16 protein-coding genes and 1 pseudogene are annotated in these 21,461 nt (G+C 70.5%); 6 read left to right on the plus strand and 11 right to left on the minus strand.

Annotation, left to right across the window (positions count from 1 at the left end; genetic code table 11):
* On the plus strand, window positions 1-1,285 hold a 1,285-nt coding region (locus tag NBZ83_RS11440; protein ID WP_261574927.1), incomplete at its 5' end, for an ABC transporter substrate-binding protein.
* A 165-nt stretch (window positions 1,286-1,450) separates the two neighbouring features.
* On the opposite strand, the pseudogene NBZ83_RS33775 reads toward NBZ83_RS11440, so the two are convergent.
* Window positions 1,451-1,741, minus strand: a pseudogene (locus NBZ83_RS33775) (SbtR family transcriptional regulator); the annotation flags it as partial.
* 8 nt (window positions 1,742-1,749) lie between these two features.
* Here NBZ83_RS33775 and NBZ83_RS11450 point away from each other — a divergent pair.
* Window positions 1,750-2,910, plus strand: a complete 1,161-nt coding sequence (locus NBZ83_RS11450) for a GntG family PLP-dependent aldolase (RefSeq protein ID WP_261574929.1) — start codon at window positions 1,750-1,752, stop codon at window positions 2,908-2,910.
* A 52-nt stretch (window positions 2,911-2,962) separates the two neighbouring features.
* Here NBZ83_RS11450 and NBZ83_RS11455 read toward each other — a convergent pair whose 3' ends face one another.
* Window positions 2,963-3,754 carry a VOC family protein gene (locus tag NBZ83_RS11455; protein ID WP_261564560.1) on the minus strand — a complete coding sequence of 264 codons (792 nt, stop codon included), beginning with the start codon at window positions 3,752-3,754 and terminating at the stop codon, window positions 2,963-2,965.
* Between the two features lie 311 nt (window positions 3,755-4,065).
* The gene (locus NBZ83_RS11460; protein ID WP_261574930.1) at window positions 4,066-5,268 is read right to left on the minus strand and encodes a CaiB/BaiF CoA transferase family protein; all 1,203 of its coding nucleotides are present in this window, start codon (window positions 5,266-5,268) and stop codon (window positions 4,066-4,068) included.
* A 180-nt stretch (window positions 5,269-5,448) separates the two neighbouring features.
* Between NBZ83_RS11460 and NBZ83_RS11465 the strand changes: the two genes are divergently transcribed.
* Window positions 5,449-7,332: an AMP-binding protein gene (locus tag NBZ83_RS11465; RefSeq protein WP_261574931.1), complete on the plus strand. Its 1,884-nt coding sequence runs from the start codon at window positions 5,449-5,451 to the stop codon at window positions 7,330-7,332.
* Window positions 7,333-7,386: 54 nt separating this feature from the next.
* Here NBZ83_RS11465 and gad read toward each other — a convergent pair whose 3' ends face one another.
* Window positions 7,387-8,790 carry a glutamate decarboxylase gene (gene gad / locus NBZ83_RS11470; RefSeq protein WP_261564599.1) on the minus strand — a complete coding sequence of 468 codons (1,404 nt, stop codon included), beginning with the start codon at window positions 8,788-8,790 and terminating at the stop codon, window positions 7,387-7,389.
* 286 nt (window positions 8,791-9,076) lie between these two features.
* On the opposite strand from gad, the gene NBZ83_RS11475 reads away from it, so the two are divergent.
* The 3 genes from NBZ83_RS11475 to NBZ83_RS11485 all read left to right on the plus strand — a co-directional run bounded on the left by NBZ83_RS11475 (window position 9,077) and on the right by NBZ83_RS11485 (window position 12,358).
* Window positions 9,077-10,303, plus strand: a complete 1,227-nt coding sequence (locus tag NBZ83_RS11475) for an acyl-CoA dehydrogenase family protein (RefSeq protein ID WP_261564564.1) — start codon at window positions 9,077-9,079, stop codon at window positions 10,301-10,303.
* Window positions 10,304-10,366: 63 nt separating this feature from the next.
* Entirely contained in the window at window positions 10,367-11,572 is a 1,206-nt protein-coding gene (locus NBZ83_RS11480; RefSeq protein WP_261564566.1) for an acyl-CoA dehydrogenase family protein, read from the plus strand.
* Between the two features lie 141 nt (window positions 11,573-11,713).
* Window positions 11,714-12,358, plus strand: a complete 645-nt coding sequence (locus NBZ83_RS11485) for a GNAT family N-acetyltransferase (protein WP_261564567.1) — start codon at window positions 11,714-11,716, stop codon at window positions 12,356-12,358.
* A 36-nt stretch (window positions 12,359-12,394) separates the two neighbouring features.
* Here the strand turns inward: NBZ83_RS11485 and NBZ83_RS11490 are convergent, their stop codons facing one another.
* From NBZ83_RS11490 to NBZ83_RS11520, 7 genes are all read right to left on the minus strand, one after another.
* Window positions 12,395-13,369: a hypothetical protein gene (locus NBZ83_RS11490; protein WP_261564569.1), complete on the minus strand. Its 975-nt coding sequence runs from the start codon at window positions 13,367-13,369 to the stop codon at window positions 12,395-12,397.
* Window positions 13,370-13,382: 13 nt separating this feature from the next.
* Window positions 13,383-14,471, minus strand: coding sequence for an SCO2521 family protein (locus NBZ83_RS11495; RefSeq protein ID WP_261564570.1), 1,089 nt, complete (start codon window positions 14,469-14,471; stop codon window positions 13,383-13,385).
* A gap of 13 nt (window positions 14,472-14,484) precedes the next feature.
* The gene (locus tag NBZ83_RS11500; RefSeq protein ID WP_261564571.1) at window positions 14,485-15,483 is read right to left on the minus strand and encodes an SCO2522 family protein; all 999 of its coding nucleotides are present in this window, start codon (window positions 15,481-15,483) and stop codon (window positions 14,485-14,487) included.
* Window positions 15,480-16,400 carry an SCO2523 family variant P-loop protein gene (locus NBZ83_RS11505; RefSeq protein ID WP_261564572.1) on the minus strand — a complete coding sequence of 307 codons (921 nt, stop codon included), beginning with the start codon at window positions 16,398-16,400 and terminating at the stop codon, window positions 15,480-15,482. The genes NBZ83_RS11500 and NBZ83_RS11505 overlap by 4 nt, the downstream gene beginning before the upstream one ends.
* Window positions 16,397-18,244 (minus strand): SCO2524 family protein, encoded by a 1,848-nt coding sequence (locus tag NBZ83_RS11510; protein WP_261564574.1) that lies wholly within the window; start codon window positions 18,242-18,244, stop codon window positions 16,397-16,399. The genes NBZ83_RS11505 and NBZ83_RS11510 overlap by 4 nt, the downstream gene beginning before the upstream one ends.
* A 38-nt stretch (window positions 18,245-18,282) precedes the next feature.
* A complete protein-coding gene (locus NBZ83_RS11515; RefSeq protein ID WP_261564575.1) occupies window positions 18,283-19,122 on the minus strand; it encodes an SCO2525 family SAM-dependent methyltransferase in 840 nt (279 codons plus the stop codon).
* A 373-nt stretch (window positions 19,123-19,495) separates the two neighbouring features.
* Window positions 19,496-20,047, minus strand: a complete 552-nt coding sequence (locus NBZ83_RS11520) for a GNAT family N-acetyltransferase (protein WP_261564576.1) — start codon at window positions 20,045-20,047, stop codon at window positions 19,496-19,498.
* Window positions 20,048-21,461: the final 1,414 nt, after the last annotated feature.

Raw genomic sequence — 21,461 nt, forward strand, 5'->3', positions numbered from 1 at the left:
GGGCAGCACGGGTGTGTGGGGAAGGAGTCCGCGCCGGGCGAGGCTGGGAGCGGCGCTCCTGGCCGTCGGCCTGGGCCTGTTACCGGCCGCGTGCGGCAGTGACGGGGGTGACGGGGGTGGCGGCGCAGGCGCTGCGGCGACCCCGCCCACCGGCTCGACCGTGACGCTCCCCCCCGGCACGAAGGCGACCGGCGCGCCGGTGAAGATCGGTTTCATCACCGCGGAGGGCGGCAGCGCGATCTCCCTGCCCGAGGTCCGCGAGGGCGCCCAGGCTGCCGCCGCCTACGCCAACGACCACCTCGGCGGCATCGGCGGGCGGCCCATCCAGCTCGTCGTCTGCAAGTCGCAGGAGGACGCGGCCTCCGCCCGCACCTGCGCCAACCAGATGGTCGAACAGAAGGTCACCGCCGTGAACATCGGCACCACGGCCTTCGCCGACTCGATGGTCCCGATCATCACCGGCGCCAAGATCCCCTACACCACGGGCGTGGCGGCCAGCGGCGCCGAGTTCGTCACCGACGGCGCCTTCTCCTGGACCGGCGGCTTCCCCGCGACGCTCGGCGTCATGGCGCAGACCGCCAAGGACAAGGGTTACAAGAGCGTCTCCCTGTTCGTCACCGACGCCCCCGCCGTGACCGCCGGCGCGAACGCCCTGGGCAAGCCGGTGTTCGCCAAGGCCGGCGTCGGCCTCGACATCGTCCCGATCCCGCTCGGCACGCCGGATGCCACGTCCCAGGTCACCTCCGCGATCACCAAGAAGCCGGACGCGGTGATCCTCGTGGGCGAGGGGACCTTCTGCACCTCGGTGCTCAAGAGCCTGGTCGCGGTCAACGCCACCCAGCCGAGGTTCGTCATCCAGCCATGCCTGTCGAAAACCGTCGAGGACGCCGCGCCCGGCGCGCTGGACGGGGCGACGCTGTTCACCCCGGGCGACACCGACAGCGACGACGCCGAGGCAAAGCTCTACCGGACGGTGATGGGCAGGTACGCACCGAAGACGGCCCTCGACGGCTACGCGGTGACCGGCTACCAGAACCTGCTGGGCCTCGTCCGCGCGCTCAAGGGCATCACCGGCGACATCACCCCCTCCTCCGTGACCAGCACGCTGAAGGCCGCCAAGGACGTGGTCCTGCCGGCCGGCGACGGTCTGACATTCACCTGCGACGGGACCGCGATCCCGAACCTGAAGGCGCTGTGCTCGACGGGCTCGGTCGTCGCCACGGTCAAGGGCACCAGGGCGATCGGCTACCGGACCGTGGACTCGGCCGGTCTGTTCGGCGGCTGATCGGCCGCCTACCGCTCGACGCCGGACTCCACGACACGGGGAACCAGCCCCTCGACGGCGAGCTGGAGCAGGCGGTCGGGGGGCGAGGCTGCCAGGCATAGCGGCGGCCGTCTGCTCGTGGGCCCAGGACAGCCCGCTGACCAGGCTGAACAGTTCGAGGACGGTGACATCGGACCGGATCTGCCCGGCCTGCTGGGCACCGCGGAGCAGGTCACCACCGGCGATGCGCATCGCCTCGCAGGCGGCGTGCAGCTCGCTGGTGGGGTCGAGCAGGGTCTGCATGAGGGCCGCGGTGGCGCCGACGGCTTCTCCCGCCTGGCGCAGACCCTCACCCCCGGCGCGACCTGACATCCGCCAGAGCACGGGTGTCACCGCCGGTAAGCGTCGCCTGGGGCGCAGGCCGAGGTCACTGAGGTAGTCGAGCCGGCCGGCGGGGTGGATATGAGCCACTACCATCGCCAACCATGACCATCGACGCTTCCCGTGACGGCGCCCCCACGGACGACGCGGCGGCCACCGGCGCCCAGATCGCCACGCCGGCCTCGCGGTCGACACGTCGACCGGCCGCCGGGCCGGTCGGGCCGGTCGACCTGCGCAGCGACACGGTGACCCGCCCGACCGCGGCGATGCGCCGGGCGATGGCGGAAGCGGAGGTCGGTGACGACCACTACGGCGAGGACCCGTCGGTGCGGGCCCTGGAGGAGTACGCCGCGGACCTGCTCGGCCACGAGGAGGCCGTGTTCGTCCCGAGCGGGACCATGGGCAACTTCGTCGCCCTACGCGCCAGTGCGGCCGTCGGCACCGAGATCATCGCCGACACCGAGGCCCACATCGTGACCTACGAGATGGGTGGTCTGGCCGCACTCGGCGGGATTCAGACCCGGACGATCCCCGGGCTCGCGGACACCGCGGAGCTGGCGGACGTCGCCGCGGCGATCCGCTCGCACAGCATCGGCGGCAACTACAACATGGTCCGCACCAGCGTGCTGGCCGTGGAGAACACCGCCGCCCGGGCCGGCGGGCGGGTCTGGTCACCGGCCCGGCTGGACCAGTTCCGCGACCTCGCCGCCACCGCCGGGGTCGCGCTGCACTGCGACGGCGCCCGGCTGTGGAACGCGGCCGTCGCCGGCGCCGTCGAACCGCGCCGGCTCGCGGAACCGTTCACGACCCTGTCGGTCTGCCTGTCCAAGGGGCTCGGCGCACCGGTCGGATCGCTGGTGATCTGCGACGCCGGCCGGGTCGGCGAGGTTCGGCAGTGGCGCCGACGGCTCGGCGGGGCGATGCGCCAGGCCGGGGTGCTGGCCGCGGCGGGCCTGCACGCGCTGCACCACCACGTCGAACGCCTCGCCGAGGACCACCGGCGGGCGGCCGAGCTCGCCGCGCTGCTCGCTGACGCCGCGCCCGGCCGCGTCGACCCCAAGCAGGTCGAGACCAACATGGTGCTCGTCGAGGTCGCCGACGCCGGGGGGTTCGCTCGCCGCGCCGCCGAGCAGGGCGTGCTGATCGGTGCGATCAGCCCGACCACCCTGCGGATCGTCACCCATCTTGACGTTGACGACCCGGGCATCCACCACGCCGGGTCGGTCCTCGCCGAACTGCTGCGCGCCGAACCGGCCGCCGCCTGAACCAGCCGGCCTCGGGACGCCGGCCCCGGCGGGCCTCAGCTTGCGGCGTGCCTCAGCTTGCGGCGGGCGTGGAGACGCTCGGCCCGACCAGCTTGAACACGGCGCCGGTGGGGTCGGCGGCCGCGGCGAGGCGGCCGTACGGGGTGTCCCCGGCCGGCAGGATGGCCGAGCCGCCGAGCGCGGCGGCCCGCTCCAGCGTCGCGTCCGTGTCCGCCGTGGCGAAGTACACCGACCAGTGCGACGGCACGCCGTCCGGCAGGAACCCGCTCGCGTCCATAATCCCAGCTTGGGCGGCGTCGCCCTCCCCATAGGTCGAGTAACGGAAGTCCGGGGTGTCGGCGACGGTGTGGACGTCCCAGCCGAAGACGTCACGGTAGAACGGGATCGCGGCGGCGTAGTCCCGGGTCAGCACCTCGAACCAGGCCGGTGCGCCCGGCTCGGCGACGACGCCGAAGCCGGTGTGCAGGCCCGGCTGCCACAGGCCGATGGCCGCACCGCCCGGGTCGGTCACCACGGCCATGACGCCGAGGTCGGCCACCGCCATCGGCGGCACGATCACCCCTCCGTCATGCTCGGTCGCGGCGGCGACGGTCTTCTCCGCGTCCGGCGTCGACAGGTACACCGACCAGCCGTCGGGTACGTCCATCCCCGGCTGCTTGGGCATCAGGCCGCCGATCCGGACACCGTCCCTCGTGAGGTTGGTGTACCCGCCGAACTCCGGGGCGGACTCCTCGGCCGCCCAGCCGAACAACTCGCCGTAGAACGCCTTGGCGCCGTCGGCGTCGGAGGTCATCAGGTCGACCCAACAGGGGGCGCCGGCGGGGATGTTGTCTCGCGTGGGCATGGTGCTCCAATCGATGCTGCGGGTCCACTGTGCTGCGGACCGTGCCATCACCCTGGACCCCGCCACCGACAGTTTTTCCTCGCCGCCTGGCGGGACGCCGTCCGCAGGCCATAGCAGGAATACAGCCCAGACCCGCGACGGGCCGCCGACCTGGCAGCGCGCCGCGCGAAACGCCCGTGACCAGGGCCTACCCACCCTCGATCGCCGCATCCCGGCGCTGACCCATCCCATGGCCTCAGTCCTTCGCCGGGTCAGGTCGATCCGCGGCCCCGCGGCGCTGCGCCTCCGGATGGTCCCGATGGTCCCGGCGCTCAGGATCCGGCGATGACCTTGTCGTCGAGCAGGCGGAGGATCTCCGTCTCGCCGTAGCCGAGCTCGGTGAGGACCTCGCGGGAGTGCTGGCCCAGGGCCGGTCCGGGGCGCCGGGCCGACGGCAGCTCGTCGTCGAACTGCACCGGAGCGGCCGCGAGGCGGACGTCGGGATGCTCGGGGTGCGCCATGAGATAGCCGTTCTCGACGACCGCCGGGTCGGCGACGACCTCCGTCGGGGTCGCGAAGAACGAGAAGATGCAGCCCTGGGCGCGCAGCTTCGCGTCCAGCTCGGTGTGGCCGAGCGTGGTGATGACCGCGTTGATCCGCTCGTGGATCACCGGCCAGCCGGCCCTGCGCGAGGCCGGGTCGGGGAAGCGGGCGATGAGATCGTCCAGCCCGAGCGCCCGGCAGGCCTGCTCCCAGTAACGCCCCTCATCGATCATCATCAGGGACACCCACCGGCCGTCGACGGTCCGGTACTGGCGCACCAGCGGCGAAATCTGCTCGTCGGCCGCCATCGGCATCTGCCCGCCGGCCAGGGTGGTGTAGGCCAGGTCGGGCCCGAGCGTCCACGCCGCCGAGCCGAGCAGGGAGGTGTCGACCACGATGCCCTTGCCGGTCCGCCCCACGTGGACGAGCCCGGCGCAGATCCCGCCGGCGAGGAACATTCCGCTGGGGCCGTCGCCGAGGGCGGGGCGCTGCTTGGTCGGGCGCGCCGCGTCCGCGTCGGTCAGGACGTGGGCCACGCCGCCGCGCGCCCAGTACGAGACCCCGTCGAACCCGCCGGCCTCCGCGTCGGGCCCGCGCTGCCCCTGACCGTGCCCACGCGCATACACGATGGTCGGGTTGAGCGCGAAGATGTCGGACGGTTCCGTGCGCAGCTTGCGGCGGACGCGGGGCAGCTGGTTGGTGATGTACACCTCGGCCCAGCGCACGAGCTTCTCGAAGATCTCGCGGCCCGCGGGCTGCTCGACGTCTAACGCGATGCCGCGCTTGTTGCGGTTGAACAGCTCGAACTGGAAGTCGTAGCCGTCCTTCGTGGCCACCATGCCGCTGGCGATGATCCTGCGCATGGCGTCGCCGGCCAGCCGCTCGATCTTGACCACGTCGGCGCCGAAGTCGCCCAGCGCCGCGGCCGCCGACGGCACGAAGCCATGCTCGGAGAAGTCGAGGACCCTGACGCCATCCAACGGTCTGGTCATGACTGCATCTCCCCACGTCGATTCGCTTTGGCGCGAAAACGTAACACCGTGAGCCGGGCCGAAGTCGTGATCGGCGGCGGAAGGCCAGGCCACGCCGATACCCCCGGTGGTGCCGCGCGATGGCGATGAGGAGTGCCGGAATTCGCTCCGGTGGTCGCCGGGGGCGGGAGGATGACGGCCATGGGCGCATACCAACGGGAGTACGAACGGGCCACGAAGGATCCCGAGGGGTTCTGGGCGGACGCCGCGCAGGCACTCGACTGGACCCGGCCGCCGCGGCGGATACTCGACGCCGCCAGGGCGCCGTTCACCCGCTGGTTCCCCGACGCCGAGCTCAACACCTGCGCCAACGCCCTCGACCGGCACGTCGCCGCGGGCCGGGGCGACGAGCTCGCGCTGATCTACGACTCGCCGGTCACCGAGACGGTCCGCCGCTTCACCTTCGCCGAGCTGACCGACGAGGTGGCGCGGGCCGCCGGGGCGCTGGCCGCGCTCGGGGTGGGCCGCGGTGACCGGGTCATCATCTACCTGCCGATGATCCCCGCGGCGGTGGTGAGCATGCTCGCCTGCGCCCGTCTCGGCGCGGTGCACTCCGTGGTGTTCGGCGGGTTCGCCGCCGCCGAGCTCGCCGCCCGGATGGACGACGCCCAGGCGAAGGTCGTCGTCAGCGCGTCCTGCGGGATCGAGCCGACGCGGCTGGTGCCGTACAAGCCGATCCTCGACGAGGCGATCACGCTGGCCGCCCACGCTCCCACCGCGACCCTCATCGTCCAGCGCGACCGGCAGCGCTGTTCGATGATCGCCGGCCGCGACCACGACTGGGACGCGGCGCTGGCCGCGGCCGCCCCGCGCCCGCCGGTGCCGGTCGCGGCCACCGACCCGCTTTACATCCTCTACACGTCCGGCACCACCGGCCGGCCGAAGGGGATCGTGCGTGACAACGGTGGGCACGCCGTCGCCCTTGCCTGGTCGATGGGCAACGTCTTCGGGATCAGGGCGGGGGACGTCATGTGGGCGGCCTCCGACGTGGGCTGGGCGGTCGGGCACTCATACGCGGTCTACGCCCCGCTGCTCGCCGGCGCGGCGACCGTGCTCTACGAGGGCAAGCCGGTGGGCACGCCGGACGCCGGCGCCTTCTGGCGGGTGGTCGCCGAGCATGGGGTGAACGTGCTGTTCACCGCGCCGACCGCGATCCGGGCGATCAAGAAGGAGGACCCGGCGGGCGCCCTGCTGCGCGGGTATGACCGCTCGTCGCTACGCGCGCTGTTCCTCGCCGGCGAACGACTCGACCCGGCCACCTACGACTGGGCCGTCGCCGCCCTGGGCATCCCGGTGATCGACAACTACTGGCAGACGGAGACGGGCTGGCCCATCTGCGCAAACCCGATCGGCCTGGAACCGCTCCCCACCCGCGCGGGCTCCCCGACCGTGCCGATGCCGGGCTACGACGTGCGGGTGCTGGACCCGGCGGGCCAGCCCGTCCCCGCCGGCACGGAGGGTGCGATCTGCCTGCGCCTGCCGTTGCCGCCGGGCAACCTGCCGACCCTGTGGGAGGACGACGACCGGTTCGTCGCGTCCTACCTGTCCGCCTTCGACGGGTACTACCTGACCGGCGACGGCGGCTACCTCGACGATGACGGGTACCTGTTCGTGCTGGGCCGCACCGACGACGTGATCAACGTGGCCGGGCACCGGCTGTCCACCGGGTCGATGGAGGCCGTTCTCGCCGCGCACCCGGCCGTGGCCGAGTGCGCCGTCGTCGGCGTCGCGGACGCGTTGAAGGGCCAGGTGCCGCGCGGGCTGGTGGTGGTGAAGACCGGCGTCGAGATCGGGCCGGACGCGCTCGCCGCGGAGCTGGTCGCCAGGGTCCGCGCGGAGATCGGACCGGTCGCGGCGTTCCAACGGGTCGACGTGGTGGCAGCCCTACCCAAGACCCGCTCCGGCAAGATCCTGCGCCGGACGATGCGCGAGATCGCCGACGGCCGCTCCCCCGCCGTTCCCCCGACCATCGAGGACGCCACCGTCCTCGACGCCCTGCGCCCCGTCCTCACCACCGCCCCCTGACAACCCGGCGGCGGCCCCCGGCGACGCCGGTCCCGGTGGACAGGCAGGGCGGAGTCAGTGGTGGAAGGACGCCTCGCTGTCCGGCGGAGGCGGCGGGAGACGCCGCCCAGCGCCGGACAGCCTGTCCACAACCCGACGCAGATCGGCGATGAGCATCTCGGCGAGGTCACGGCTGAACTCGTGCCGCACGACGACCCGCAGCACGGCGAGATCAGCCAGATCCGCCGGAAACCGGTAGGCGGGCACCAGCCAGCCACGGATGCGCAGCAGCTCGGAGACGTCGAAGACGGTGTAGTCGGTGATCTCGTCGCGCAGCCGGAACGCGAAGGCGGGGATGCCGCTGCCGTCCGACACCAGTTCGAACGGGCCGATCCGGGCCACCTCGTCGGCGAGCCAGCGGGCGTTGTCCCGGCATGCCTGGGCCACTCGCCGGTAGCCGGAGAAGCCCAGCTGGAGCAGCGTGTAGTACTGCGCGACGACCTGCGCGCCGGGGCGGGAGAAGTTCAGCGCGAACGTCGGCATCTTCCCGCCCAGGTAGTCCACCTGGAACACGAGTTCTTCCGGCAGGTGTTCGCGGCTGCGCCACAGCGCCCAGCCGACCCCCGGATAGACCAGCCCGTACTTGTGCCCGGAGGTGTTGATCGACACCACCCGGTCGAGCTGGAAGTCCCAGATCAGCTCGGGGTCGCAGAACGGGGCGACGAACCCGCCCGACGCGGCGTCGACGTGCACCGCCACGTCCGGCCCGCCCTCGGCGGCCAGCCGGTCGAGCGCGCCGGCGATCTCGGCAACCGGCTCGTAGCTGCCGTCGAACGTCGAGCCGAGGATCGCCACGACGCCGATCGTGTTCTCGTCACAGCGGGCAACGGCCTCCTCGGCGGTCAGGTGGGTGCGGCCCGGCGCCATCGGCACGAGCCGGGGCTCGACATCCCAGTAACGGGCGAACTTGTCCCAGCAGACCTGCACGTTGACGCCCATGACGATGTTGGGCTGGTCGGCTGGCGCACCCGCCGCGCGCCGGCGGGCCCGCCAGCGGCGCAGCAGCGCCAGCCCGGCGAGCATGCACGCCTCCGACGAGCCGGTGGTCGAGCAGCCGACGGCATGCTCGGCGTCCGGGGCGTGCCACAGGTCGGCGAGCATGTTGACGCAGCGTTCCTCCAGCTCGGCCGTCTGCGGATACTCATCCTTGTCGATCATGTTCTTAGGGGCACACTCGGCCATCAACCGGTCGGCCTGCGGATCCATCCAGGTCGTGACGAAGGTGGCCAGGTTCAGCCGGGCGTTGCCGTCGAGCATCAGCTCGTCGTGCACGATCTGGTAGGCGGTCTCCGGCGAGATCGACTCCCGCGGGAGCCGGTACCGCGGCACGGTCGTGTTCTCCCCCGGTCGGACCAGCCGCGGCCGCACCTCGACCGTCTGCTCCGCCCGCGACCCACTCGTCTTCCCATGCAGCGCCATCCAGTACCCCTCAAGTCGGGTCATCCGCAGCCGGTCCTCGTCGGCGCACCCGAGTCTGCAACCCCCCCACGTTTGGCGACGGTCAGCAACATCCCGATGACCGAGATCCGGATCACGCCGTGGCCCGCCGCCGGCGACCCGCCGCTGCAGGACAACGGTCCACCGCACGAAATCCGACCATCTACTGCATTTGTTTGACTGAAAGCCGGGCCACCTGTTTGAGTCGGTGACAGATAACACACCGCGTGACCTCACCCACTGCTTCCGCCCCGCGCGAGGAGGGCCAATGAGCTCGGAGTTCGCCTGGTCCACTGAACAGGTCGAGCTGCGCCGGACGGTGCGTGCGTTCGCTGCGGCGGCCTCCCCACAGGAGGAGGTCCGGCGACTGATGGCGTCGCCGCTCGGCCACGATCCGGCCGTGTGGTCCCGGCTCGGCGAGGAACTCGGCGTGCTCGGCCTCTCCGCGGACGAGGAGTACGGCGGCGCCGGCGACGGACTGGTCTCCCAGGCGGTGGTGATCGAGGAGCTCGGCCGAGCGCTCGTGTGCGGGCCGCTGCTCGGATCGGTGATCCTCGGCGCCACGGCCCTTGGCGCGCTGAACGACACCGCGGCGCGGGCCGAGCTGTTGCCGGGGCTCGTCGAGGGCCGCACGTCCGCCGCTCTGGCGGCGCCGCTGCATCGGGGCGGGTTCGACCCGGCCGCCGTCACCGTGACCGCCACCGCGCACCAGCACGCCGCCTCTGCGGGCCAAACCGCCTCGCCGGACGGCACGACCTCGCCGGACGGCGCCGCGACCACCGGGTACACGCTGCGCGGATCCGTCCCGTACGTGCTGGACGGTGCCGCGGCGGACCTGCTGCTGGTGGCCGCGACGATCGGCGGCGCGGACACGGACGACGACGATGGCGCGGTCGGGCTGTTCGCGGTGAACGCCGACGCGGCCGGCCTGATTCGGGAGTCCGCGCCGACGATGGACCTCACCCGCCGGCAGGCGACCGTGAGCTTCAACGACGTCCCGGCCCGGCTTCTCGCCGCGGCGCCGGAGGCCACGGCCGTTCTCGCCACCACCGCGGAGACCGCCGCCGTGCTGCTGGCCGCCGAGCAGGTCGGCGCCGCCCAGTACCTGCTCGATCTCTCCGTCGAGTACGCCAGGACCCGGCTGCAGTTCGGCCGGCCGATCGGGTCGTTCCAGGCGGTCAAGCACCTGTGCGCCGACATGCTGGTGCTGGTCGAACAGGCTCGCTCGGTGGCCTACCACGGGGCATGGGCGCTCGACGAGGGCACCGACGACCCGCGGATCGCGGCAAGCCTCGCGCAGTCGGTCTGCTCGAGGGCCTTCACCCAGGTCGCGGCGATGGCCGTGCAGGTGCACGGCGGGATCGGCTTCACCTGGGAGCATCCCGCGCACCTCTACCTCAAGCGGGCCTACACCGACGCGGCCCTGTTCGGCAGCGCCGAGGCGCACCAGGAACGGCTGGCCCAGCTCGTCCTCGACGAGGCCGGCGCACCGTAAGCACGCGGACGGACCATCGGCTTCAGGCAGGACGACGTGACAGATGACAGGCGGGAGACGGCAATGAGCGCCGACACGGCCGACGCCCTGGTTGCGGCGGGGACTTCGCAGGACGACGATCGGGGGAGCGTCGAACGGGCCGCCCGCGGGGTGCTCGCCGGCATCGACCCGGCCACCACGCCGACGGCGGAGTTCCTCGGCGCCTGCTACGACGCGGGCCTGGCCTGGGTGCACTTCCCCGTCGGTTTCGGTGGCCTCGGGCTGCCCGCGGGGCTGCAGGCGGCTGCCGACGCGATCCTGGCGGCCGGGGGGCGGCCCGACCCGTTCCTGAACAACCCGATCGGCGTCGGGATGGCCGGCCCGACCCTGCACGGTCACGCCGATGAGGAGCTGCGTGCGAAGCTGCTACGCCCGCTGTACACGGGCGAGCAGATGTGGGCCCAGCTGTTCAGCGAGCCGGGTGCGGGCTCCGACCTCGCCGGCCTGTCGACCCGCGCGGTACGCGACGGCGACGGGTGGGTCGTCGACGGCCAGAAGGTGTGGACGAGCCTCGCGCACCTGGCGAGCTGGGCGCTGCTGCTGGCCCGGACCGACCCGGATCTGCCCAAGCATCGCGGTCTGACGTACTTCATCGTCGACATGCACGCCCCCGGCGTCGAGGTCCGGCCGCTGCGGCAGGCGACCGGCCAGGCCGAGTTCAACGAGGTCTACCTGACCGGCGTGCGCATCCCGGACACCCAGCGCCTGGGCGACATCGGCCAGGGCTGGAACGTGGCGATGACGACGCTGATGAACGAGCGATCCGCGATCGGCGACTCCGCCCTCGGCCGCGGCTCCGGCACGATCGCCGACGCGCTGGGGCTGTGGCGGGACCGGCCCGACCTGCACAGCCCGGCGCTGCGGCTGCGGCTGACCGACCTGTGGACGCAGGCCGAGGCCTACCGGCTCACCGGGGAGCGCGCCCGGGTCGCCCGCACCGCCGGGCCGCCTGGGCCGGAGGCGTCCATCGGCAAGCTTGTCGGCGCCGAGCTGAACCAGAAGATCTATGACTTCTGCATGGACATGCTCGGCCCCGAGGGCACCCTCTACGACTCCTACGACGACCCCGCCGACACCTTGCAGCGCCGGTTCCTGCGGGCGCGGGCGAACACGATCGAGGGTGGGACGTCGCAGATCCTGCGCAACGTCCTGGGCGAGCGGGTGCTTCGGTTGCCCGGCGACGTCCGCGTCGACACCGGGAAACCCTGGCGGGACATCCCCCGCGGCTGACCCACCCGGCGCCGGACACACCCGGACCCACCCGGCGCCGGTCGTCCACGGTCAGGTCTCGGCGCGTTCACGCCAGCCCGCGAGGGTCTGTGTCGCAGCGCCGTTACCCGAACGATGCCGCGAACGGGCAGGATCGGACAGGTGCGCACACGGCGGGCGTCCCCGGAGGACTGGGACACGATCTGGCCGGTCTGGCGAGCCGTCGTGATCGAGGGCGAGACCTGCCCCTGGGAACCGGACACCGGCGAGGAGACCGCCCGAGCCGTCTGGATGCGCCCGCCGCCAGCCGCGGTGCTGGTCATGGAGCAGGACGCGGCATCCGACGAGGGGCTGGACGACCCTCGGGACGAGGGGTTGGGCGCGACGACCGTGGTCGCGACCGCGCTGCTGACCCCGAGCCTGCCGGGTCTTGGCGACCACGTCGTGCAGGCCACGTTGCTGGTCGACCCGAAACGGATCGACCAGGGAGGGCCGCGCGCCGGCAGCGGCCAGTACGACGACCACGGGCCCTACGGTGGCACCGCGTCCCCCACCCGTGGGCGTGCCGGCGGTCACTGGGAAAGCGTGAGCCGCCAGGCCGCCGAGGAAATGATCGAATACGCCACCGATCTGGGGTACCAGGCGATGCAGGTGCACGTTGTCGCCGCCAACCCGAGGCTGGTCTCGTTGTGGCGTTCGCTGGCGTTCCGCCAGGTCGGCACGCTGCCCGCCGCGTTCCGCCACCCATGGCTCGGCAACGTCGACCTTTACGTCATGTATCGCTTCCTGCCCCCGCGCGAGCGCTGACTCCACCGGGACCGGGACCGGGACCGGGGCACCGGCTCAGGCGGCCCGCGGGGCGGTCGGGTCGAAGGGTTCGGCCGCCTGCCACAGCTCGCCGAAATGGAGCCGGTGGGCCTGCACGACGTCCGCTCGCAGCACGAGCCGGGTGTTGACGATCGTCGGCGGCAGGGCGGTACCCGCATTGGCTCCGGGCGTGACCTCGTACCCGATGACGTCGTCGAAGACGATGACGTCGAGCATGCCGCGGCCGGCACCCAGCGGAATCGACGCCGGGTGCAACGTGCGCACCTCGATCCCGAGGCTGGCCTGATGGAAGCACAGACGGTGCAGGTTGTCCTCGGCGGTGAGGCTCTGCCGTTCCAGCACGAGGATGCGTCGGATCCGGACGCCGCGTTCGGACGCCTCGCGCTGGCATTCCAGGTAGCGATGACCGAGATCGCTCTCCCAGAAACCGTCCGCGAAGCCATGCACGCCGCCGTCGACGGAGGGCAGGCTGATGGCGTCGATGGATTGCCTGGCCTCCCGGGTCAGGCCGAGCAACCAGTCCCGGTCCTCGCCGAAATAGGTCGCGTTCCCGCTCTCCAGTTCACGCAGAAAATCGGACATCCGACGAATCTCCGCGTGGGCGAACTCGTGACGCAACCCCGGCGACTCTCCGATCGCGACCGCGTTGCGGAGAAACTGGACGACGGCATCGGTGCGCACCGCCGAGGTCTCCACGAGGCTGAACAGCTCCGCAATCTCACCGATCTCGGTGAAACGGCGCTGCACGGTTTCTTCTATCCTCTCGTGGTGCTCCGCGATTGAATCTTGGGTCTCCCTGATGCGCCGCTCGAACTCAATGAGGAACTGCACCATGAGGACGACGGCGCCGACGAAGGCGGAGAACAGCAGCCCCCATTCCTTCTGCTGCCCCGTCAGATTGGCGATCACCCAGGTGAGACCGCCGGTGAGGACGCTGATTGTTGACTTGCGAAATACCTCGGACGTCGTACCGGAGTTTAGGTCGTTCACGGTTCCCCCGAACCTAGCGGGCTCCGTCGCCGAGAACGGCGAGAAGCGAGAGGGACAGCTGATCGCGGATCCACCCGACCAGGCTTTCCCACTGGCGGGAGAAGCCGGCCCGCTGCTCGAGACCTACCCACACCGGCAGCAGCTCTTCGCCGACCCGCGCTGCCGGCATCCACACATGCAGCAGATGATCTATTACCGGCTTCAGTTGCGACGGCAACCGACCTCCTCCGCCCGCCCGGACACGGCTGCCCGCGACAACATGCTGGACCGTGGTGAGAAGCCAATCGTGAAGAGCAAAATCCTCGCATAATCCGACGACATCAACAAGACTCAGGCCGGAGCCGTGCATACGCAGTGTGCGTACGGTTTCGTCCGCGACGACGAAATCGACGCGACAGACGTGACCTGGCGCCCGCGAGGAACCAGAAGTGGTGTCGGAATCGCCGGCACTCGAATGATGGAACGACTCGCCGGCCGCGGTATGACGACAGGGAAGGAGGACGAATCTGAACCGCGTCCGCCGTGCCCGAAAAGGTAGTTTTTGGTCAAGAATCGGGCTTTCCTGCACCTGGTCGAGCAGCCGTCCGCAGACCGCCCCCAGGTCGAGGACGACCCCGGGGCCATCGCCGGTCGCGGTCAGCAGGAAGCCATCGGCCAGATCATCGGCGGGCAGCCGGCCGACCACCTCGATCGTCCCGGGGTGGACGAGATGGTGGGCCCAGGGGCGGCGGCCCTCGATCACCGACCCTCGACCGCCCAGAACGATCCGGGCATGCGTGCTCGCCTGCACCAGCCGACCGCTGGTCAACGAGGCTCGGCTCAGCACCGTGCCCAGGCCGTCGCGGCGGGTCCCGGAAGCACTGGGGACGGGGCAGTGCACCCCGAGGGTCAGGCCGGGGGAGACCGCGTGCGGCACGGGCCGCGCCGAGACCCGCACCTGAGACCCGGGGCTCAGTGCCACAACCGCCGTGGCCTCCGGCTCCGTGAGTGCCCGGGAGTTGGCGAGCAGGCCGGTGCGCACCTCCCCCACGAGGACATCCGACCTACCGCCGGCGGACGTGGCATCCTTCGCCTCGGCGCAACCGCCGCCCTCGGCCCCCATCTTTCCCGCCCTCTCATCCGCCGAGGAAGACATGGCCGACCCGGTCGGGCAGCTCGGCCGGTAGCGGCACCTTCTCCCGGCCGGCCCGGCGCAGGGTCTGTTCGGCCACGGTCGGGTCGACGGCGACCTGACCGAGGGTCATCCGGACAGCATGCTCGACGGGGACGAAGCGGCCGTCGAGCACGGACAGGGTGCGATACGCGGCGAACGGCGCCGCGCGTCCCGGTAACCGGGCGATCGTCGGAAACTGCGTCCAGGTGGTCGGCAGGTCGTCCGGGTCGATGTCGACCTGGGTCACCGCGGGCTGGCCGAGGACGCGCAGCTGGCCGAGCCGGAGGAGCTGCCAGACGGTGGCGAGGAACGGGCACGACCACAGCCGGCCGGGCGCCTGCTCCCGCCAGATCTCCACGTCGAGGAAGATGGAGTGCCGGTGCGCTCGGTTCTCCACCGGCGGCTGCCAGGCCACGGGTGCCCGCATTGCCTGCCGGGCCCCGTCCGCCGGGGATCGGACGCCGTTACACAGCCAGCCGTTCTCGTGCGGGGGCGGACGGCTGCCGTTGAAGCCCGCCGCCGGGTCGGCCACGATCAGGCTTTCGACCAGGTCGGCGAGGGACGCGGCCGGTGGGAGCCCAGCCAGCGCACCGACGCCGCCCAGGGGCGCCGCGCAACCCGATTCACGCGCGATGTAGTCGATGGTCAGGCCTGCGGACCGGGCGGCCGCGATCAGCCGGGGCACCACGACGTCGGGCCCGAGCGGCGCGGCCGCGTAGTCGTCCACGAGGACACAGGTGCTGGCCCGCAGCCGGGCCCGCGGCACGCGGGCGAGGTCCGCCAACTGGTCCGGGCCCGTCCACGACGCGATTCGCCCGAAGTAGGTGGCCAGATCGACGCTGCCGTCGACCAGCTCCTCCATGTACAGATGGCCGAGTTCGACCGACAGGTGGGACAGGGGAATCTCCACCGTCCGATCGGTGGCGCTCGTCTCTGCGAAGACGACGTCCACGCCGGTCACAGTCCTTCCCAGGAATCGTCGTTGAGGACGTCCTCGGCGAGGGCATCGAGTGCCGCGTTGGTCTCCTTGTTCGCGATCTGCAGCGTCCGGACGTCGCTGTCGAGGATGAGCTGTTCACGCCACTGCAGGACGGGATCCAGCGGCACCGAGCCGAGCAGGACGCTGCGCCCGACCCGCCGCCGCGCGGCGAGTTTCTGCAGCTCCGCGTCGGTCTCCTGCAACCACGCGGCCTGCGTGGGCAGCAGGCCGGCGAACTGGGACGATTCCGGCGCGGGAACCGCGGTACGGACGAACCGGACCGAGTCGTCCAACTGGTCGCGGACGTGCCCCTTGTCCACCCCGGTGGCCACGATGCCGTGATCGCCGTAGGCGAGGCCGGCCGCCGCGATGATGTGCTGCCGAGTCCACCGGTGGAACACCAGCCAGCGGGTGGTCACCGCCCGCAGGGCGGGCCGGGCGGTGACCTCGAGGGCGAGCTGCAGCGCGTAGGACCGCCCGGCGCTGAGATCAACGATGACGAGCTCGAACTCCTCCGCCAGGCGGCGCAGGAGCCGCTGGCACCGATCGATCATCTCGTCGTCGATCGGGAACTCTCCGCCCCCTTCATCGCCGGGCAGCAGGACCAGCCGTGCGGCCCCCGCCGGCGGGGGCCGCAGCTCGGCCCGTTCGATATGCCGCCACAGATCGAGCTCGACCGGTGCGGAGACGGAACCCTCGAGGTAGCTGTGCAGGCCACGGCCGCCGGTGATGCCGCGGGCAGCGGAGTCCACGTGAAAGATCGCGCCCGCGGTCGGCGATCCGAAGTCGAAATCGAGGTAGCAGACGTCGTGGCCCTGCAACGCGCAGCGCAACGCGACGTTGCAACTTGTCACCGACCGACCGGTGCCGCCCTTGTCGGAGGTGGCGAACAGGATCATTCCGGATCGCCCTGCCGAGACTGGCGGGCCGCGGCGAGCTTGTCGAGCGCGCCCAGCACTTCGAGCAGGATCGCGATCGACGATCCGGGCTTGCTGCCGGCGACGACGCGGGCTCGATCGAGGCGCCGGCCCAGGTGGTCGAGCTCATTGCGCATGGCGGCTGCGTCCGTCGAGCCGCGCAACAGTTCCTGGCTGTAGAGATGGTCGGCTTCGATGGCGAGATCCTGCGCTGTCTCCCTCAGGCGGTCGTTGCGCAGCGGATCCTCGTTGATCATGTTCGCCACGACCACGAGGCACTCCATCACCCGCTCGGTGAGGTACCACGAGGGCGCCTGATCGCCCGACTTGACCTGAGGGAAGGCGGCGCTCGCGTCGTCCCAGAGCCCGTGCGCGAGGCCGCTGGTCAGTCGCCGCCGATGCAGATGCGCCCAGATCTCGTCAGACAGGCGCAGCAGCTGGTCCCGCAGCGCCGTCCCGCGGGCGAGCGAGGCGACGCGGATGGTCCGTTTCAGCAGCGCGGTGGCAAAGTCGGACACCGGCCAGACGACATCGGGGCCGATCTCGCCGGAGGGAAGCTCCTCGGCGCCGAAGAGGTTCAGCCGCACGCCCGGGACATGCATCTCGACCGCCGGGTCGTCCTCGAGCGCCCGCCTCGTCACCCGGCCCCGCGCCGACAGTTCGTCCAGGACCCGGGCAACCCGGGCCAGATCGAGATCGCCGGCCCGGCGCTGGACGAGCGCCTCGACCGTGACCGAGGTGACGAGCAGGCTGTAGTAGTCCGACTCGCGCCCGTCGGTCGTCCGCCAGGGGATGTCTTCCAACGCCCAGCGCTCCCCGCCGAAACCGGCCAGGGTGGACCAGTACTGCTGGGTCAGGTCCCAGCGGATCTGCAGGTATCGCATGAACACCTGCTGTTCCTCGGTCAGCAGGTCGAGGATGCGGGTCCGTTCGGAGAACAGGTCGAGGATGCCGTCGAGGGCGACGACCGTGAAGTAGAGGAACGGCCGCCGGGCGGCGACACCGGCCGGCTGCTCCAACGGCTCGCCCGTCTTCACCCTCGGCGCGTCTTTGACGACGCCCCACGACCAGCCGCATTCGAACAGGTATTCCTCGTTTTCGAGGGCCTCGGCGCCCCCGGAGCCGACGGTGACCTCGGCGAGACCCACGCGAACCCGGGCGAGCGCCTCGTGCAGCTCAGCCACGATCTTCTCCTGCGGCAGACCGCGTTGGTTGACCCGCTCGCACAGCGCTCGGCCCGCGGGCGAGTCCGGCGCGAACGAGTGCACCGTGAAGCTGCGCAGCAGGCCGATCATCGCGGCCGTGAGCCGCCGGCTGGCCATCTTCTCCAGCTCGCTGATCTGCTCTCGGACCGCCGGGCGCCGCACGACCTTCTCGAACACCTTGAGAAAACCCAGCGTGGCCAACGACAGGGTGATGGACATCGAGAAGGAGTCGACGATGTCGAGCCGCTGCTGCTCCGGGATGAGCAGCTCGCCTTCCACCCTCGGCTCCAGGTAGCTGCCGCCCGCGAAGACCGGGGTGTTGGACCCGGTCGTGTACCGCTCCATGTAGTCACGAAGCGCCGTGATCAGTTTTTGCGGGATATCCGCCGCGCCCCCGAACTGGGCGAGCGCCTCCCGCATGTCCCGGGCCGTCTCATCCGGCCGGTCAAGTTTGAAGGCGGCGACCTGGGAGGCCGGGTACATCAGGCAGAGCAGTTGCTCGGCGTCGCTCGTCGAGTTCGGCTCGGCCCGCCCGTCGGGAGTCCACGTCCCGTCTCGATAGGAGTAGGCGACCGTGGCACGCCACAGATCGAGGAGCGACTGTCGAGGTCGAATCTGCACATCTCACCCCCGGGTTCGACGGGACCACCGGCCCCAACTCATGCGATACCCGCATGGCCGCAGGCGACGATCATGCCGGTGTAGCCGTCTCGCAGGGCGTCGCCTTCGATGCCGATCCGCTCCAGCCGCAGGTCGCTGGCCGTCGCCTCGAGAATCGACCGGACGATGTCCTCCGTGACGGCGACCGCCGGAAAGCGGCGCCTGCCGACATCGTAGCCGGCCGAATTCTCCATGAATGCCGCCGCGAAGGGGGAGCCTGCCCGCAACGCTCCGACGAACCGCCGCAGCGCCTCGTCGAACTCGTCCGGACACTCCGAGATGGACTCGGCGACGAAGAACATGGTGCCGACATCCCACCTGTCCTCGGGGAGCTCGAACACGCTACCCGACTCCACCGACGCGCGGCGGGCCAGCTCCTGACGCGGATTGCCCACCGCCCGGTAGCGCGGCCTTTCGCAGAGCAACTGCCAGAAGGGATCCCAGGTGTGCCGGTAGTTGGGAACCTCACCTTCCAACCAGGCCACGTTGCTGTTGGACAGCTCGAACAGAGTGATCTCGTCACACAGCGGCAACATGGCCAACGCCGGGTACAGGTTCGGCCCCGACCCCAGATCGAGCCCCTTGGCTCCGCCGACCGGCAGCGAGTCCGCGAAGAAGTCCCGCACCAGCTCGAGGATCTGCTGGTCGTCAGAACGCAGGGTCTGGTAGTTGTGACGAAGGTAGGCGGTCGTATCGAACTCGTCCCAGGGGAAGTCGGCGTTACGCGGCGGCGCGACGACGCCGGCCGGCCTGCCGGGCGCCTCGCCGCCCCCGGGATCGGCCGGCCGGGCATCGGGCCGGCGATGAGAGTCAACCCGGTCTCTTTGCGACTTACACACGAGATGCACCTCTATGATTGAATCAGAATAGCCGGCAATGAAAAGCCCTAATACTGAATAGGTGGCCAGAGTCCGGCCAGTCCGCACCAGCCACGGACAAACCCAAGACACATGTGAGACAAATTTGCTTCCCATCAATTTCCCGACCGGACAGAGTCCCACGCGGGCCGAAGTGATCAGCGACAGACACGCCGGGACCCGCGATGTCGACCACGACCCGAGATCGATCCGTATTGTCCCTACTTGCGCAGGAGACAATCGGCGAGCCCAGGACCGGTCGACATCGCAACCATGGCCGCTACCCGTGTGGTGGGCTGCGAGCGCGACCCCCGCGGTTACCGGTAGGCGATCCGTCGTCCAGCTAGTCGTCCAGCTAGCCTGACAGCGGTCCCGCATTGTTTTGAGACAGTGCGGCCTGGTGATCGAGTTGATCGCCGAAAGCGGAGTCCGCGTGAGCTTTTCGGGCGGTGGGGTTGAGCGCCAGCTCCAGAAGCTGGCGCGGCTCGCCGGGCCCGAGGTAGTCAGCGATCTCGCCGAGCCGGACGAAGCCCAGCCCGCGGTAGAGCCGCACCGCGGCGGCGTTGTCGCCGTCGACGGTGAGCCGGACCCGGTCGAGGCCCTGGGCGCGTAGCCGGTCCAGCGAGACGCGGGCGAGGCGCCGGCCATACCCGCGCCCCCGGCTTCCCGGTTCCACCCCCAGGCCCAGAAACCAGGCCAGGCCGCGGGTCGTCGAACGGACCGCGATGGAGTACCCACGCAGCCCGCCCGCCTGTTCCAGCACGAGTAGCTCACCATGGTGAACGTCGAAGATCTGGCGCAGGACAAAGTAGGGATACGCCAGATGGCCAAAGATCATTTCGTCCAGCGCGGAGAGATCCGCGAGGTCCGTCTCCTGCGCCTGTCTGATGGTCGGGAAGTAACCCATACCCGCCTCCGGTGAGCGTGCCGCGACGAGGCGCCGCCCGTCGGCCCGGCCGCCGGTTCGGCCCCATCGAGTGTGATCCGTGCGCTCCACCCCCATCATCGCCGGTTACGCATACAGGCGCGCACATTCGGCTAACTTCCACGCCGAAGTGGGCTACGGATGTGCCTGACCTGGCACGAATGCGCGCAGACTGTTACCCCGACGGTGGCTGGGCCGACGGCAGGCGCTTTGACGCAGGCCCGCCGTCGAGCCTCCGTCGGCCCGTTTCGTGCTCGGTTCACCCGTCACGCGGCCCGGCCGGGAGGCTGGCCGGCCGAGGGCGTGGTTCGGCGGGCGTATGGCGACACCAGTCAGAAAGCCCGAGGCTAATGAATCCTGGTGACGGATTTGTGGTCGAGCAGGTCCATATCCGGCGGCAGACTGGACATGCCGACGTCGGCGGCCGCATCCTTGTAGGCCAGCAGCGAGCTTGAATCGGCGCCGTTGGCATCGTAAATATAGAGGTCGTAGCGGCCCAGGTTCTTGAGATGCAGATCGCCGAGCGCGGTCCTCCACGTTTTATCCGATTACCGATTGATCCTCTCGACCGGATACCACCGCCCTTCAACCCATGGCCGCATCACAAGCCATACATCATGGTCGACCGGGACGTTACGCGCCGTCCCATGGGAGTCGGTGAACTCCCCGATGATCGTCTCGCCGTCGCGTGGACCAACGATGGTCGCAGTCGGTCGATCGCGGTCGCCCGGAGCCGCCTCGACATGTGGTGCCAGCACGACGACCAACATCGCTGCCACCTGCACGATCAGCTCGATGATCCATGTCGCTGTGGGGCGAGTCATTCCGCTCTCCTTTCTGATGTTCGCGTGAGCTGCTCCCAGCAGGGATCCCAGGTGCGCCGGTAGTCACGAACCTCGTCCTGCAACCAGGCCACGTTGCTGGTGGACCGCCCCCACCGAGTGATCTCGTCACACAGCGGCAACATCGCCAACGCCGGGTACAGGTTCGGCCCCGACCCCCGATCGAGCCCCTCGGCCCTGCCGGCCGGGCATCGAGCCAGCAGTGAGAGTCAACCCGATCTCTTTGCGACTTACACACGAGATGCACCACCACGATCCAATCAGAACAGCTGGCAACACGTGAGATGAATTTGCTTTCCATCAATTCCCCGACCGGACGAACTCCCCCGCGGCTACCCGCAGGCGATCTGTCGACCGCTCACGCGGGTATCGGCCCGCTTCCTCAGCCTCTTTGATGGTCGGGAAGTAGCTCCATGCCTGCCTCCAGCGAGCGTGCCGCGATGAGTCACAGCCAGATGGCGTGGTCGCCGGTTCAGGCCCACTTCGTCGATCCGTACGCCCCGCTTCCATCGAGTGTGATCCGTGCGCTCCATCTCCATCATCATCGATTGCGC

Source organism: Frankia gtarii (assembly GCF_025403375.1).
Classification (GTDB): Bacteria; Actinomycetota; Actinomycetes; order Frankiales; family Frankiaceae; genus Frankia; species Frankia gtarii.

Coding starts and splice junctions, on each gene's coding strand:
- gad (WP_261564599.1), bottom strand. CDS start 8,790: ATGGCGCTGCATGGGAAGACGAGTGGGTCGCGGGCGGAGCAGACGGTC.
- NBZ83_RS11480 (WP_261564566.1), top strand. CDS start 10,367: ATGAGCGCCGACACGGCCGACGCCCTGGTTGCGGCGGGGACTTCGCAG.
- NBZ83_RS11460 (WP_261574930.1), bottom strand. CDS start 5,268: ATGACCAGACCGTTGGATGGCGTCAGGGTCCTCGACTTCTCCGAGCAT.
- NBZ83_RS11505 (WP_261564572.1), bottom strand. CDS start 16,400: ATGATCCTGTTCGCCACCTCCGACAAGGGCGGCACCGGTCGGTCGGTG.
- NBZ83_RS11465 (WP_261574931.1), top strand. CDS start 5,449: ATGGGCGCATACCAACGGGAGTACGAACGGGCCACGAAGGATCCCGAG.
- NBZ83_RS11520 (WP_261564576.1), bottom strand. CDS start 20,047: ATGGGTTACTTCCCGACCATCAGACAGGCGCAGGAGACGGACCTCGCG.
- NBZ83_RS11455 (WP_261564560.1), bottom strand. CDS start 3,754: ATGCCCACGCGAGACAACATCCCCGCCGGCGCCCCCTGTTGGGTCGAC.
- NBZ83_RS11475 (WP_261564564.1), top strand. CDS start 9,077: ATGAGCTCGGAGTTCGCCTGGTCCACTGAACAGGTCGAGCTGCGCCGG.
- NBZ83_RS11450 (WP_261574929.1), top strand. CDS start 1,750: ATGACCATCGACGCTTCCCGTGACGGCGCCCCCACGGACGACGCGGCG.
- NBZ83_RS11495 (WP_261564570.1), bottom strand. CDS start 14,471: ATGGGGGCCGAGGGCGGCGGTTGCGCCGAGGCGAAGGATGCCACGTCC.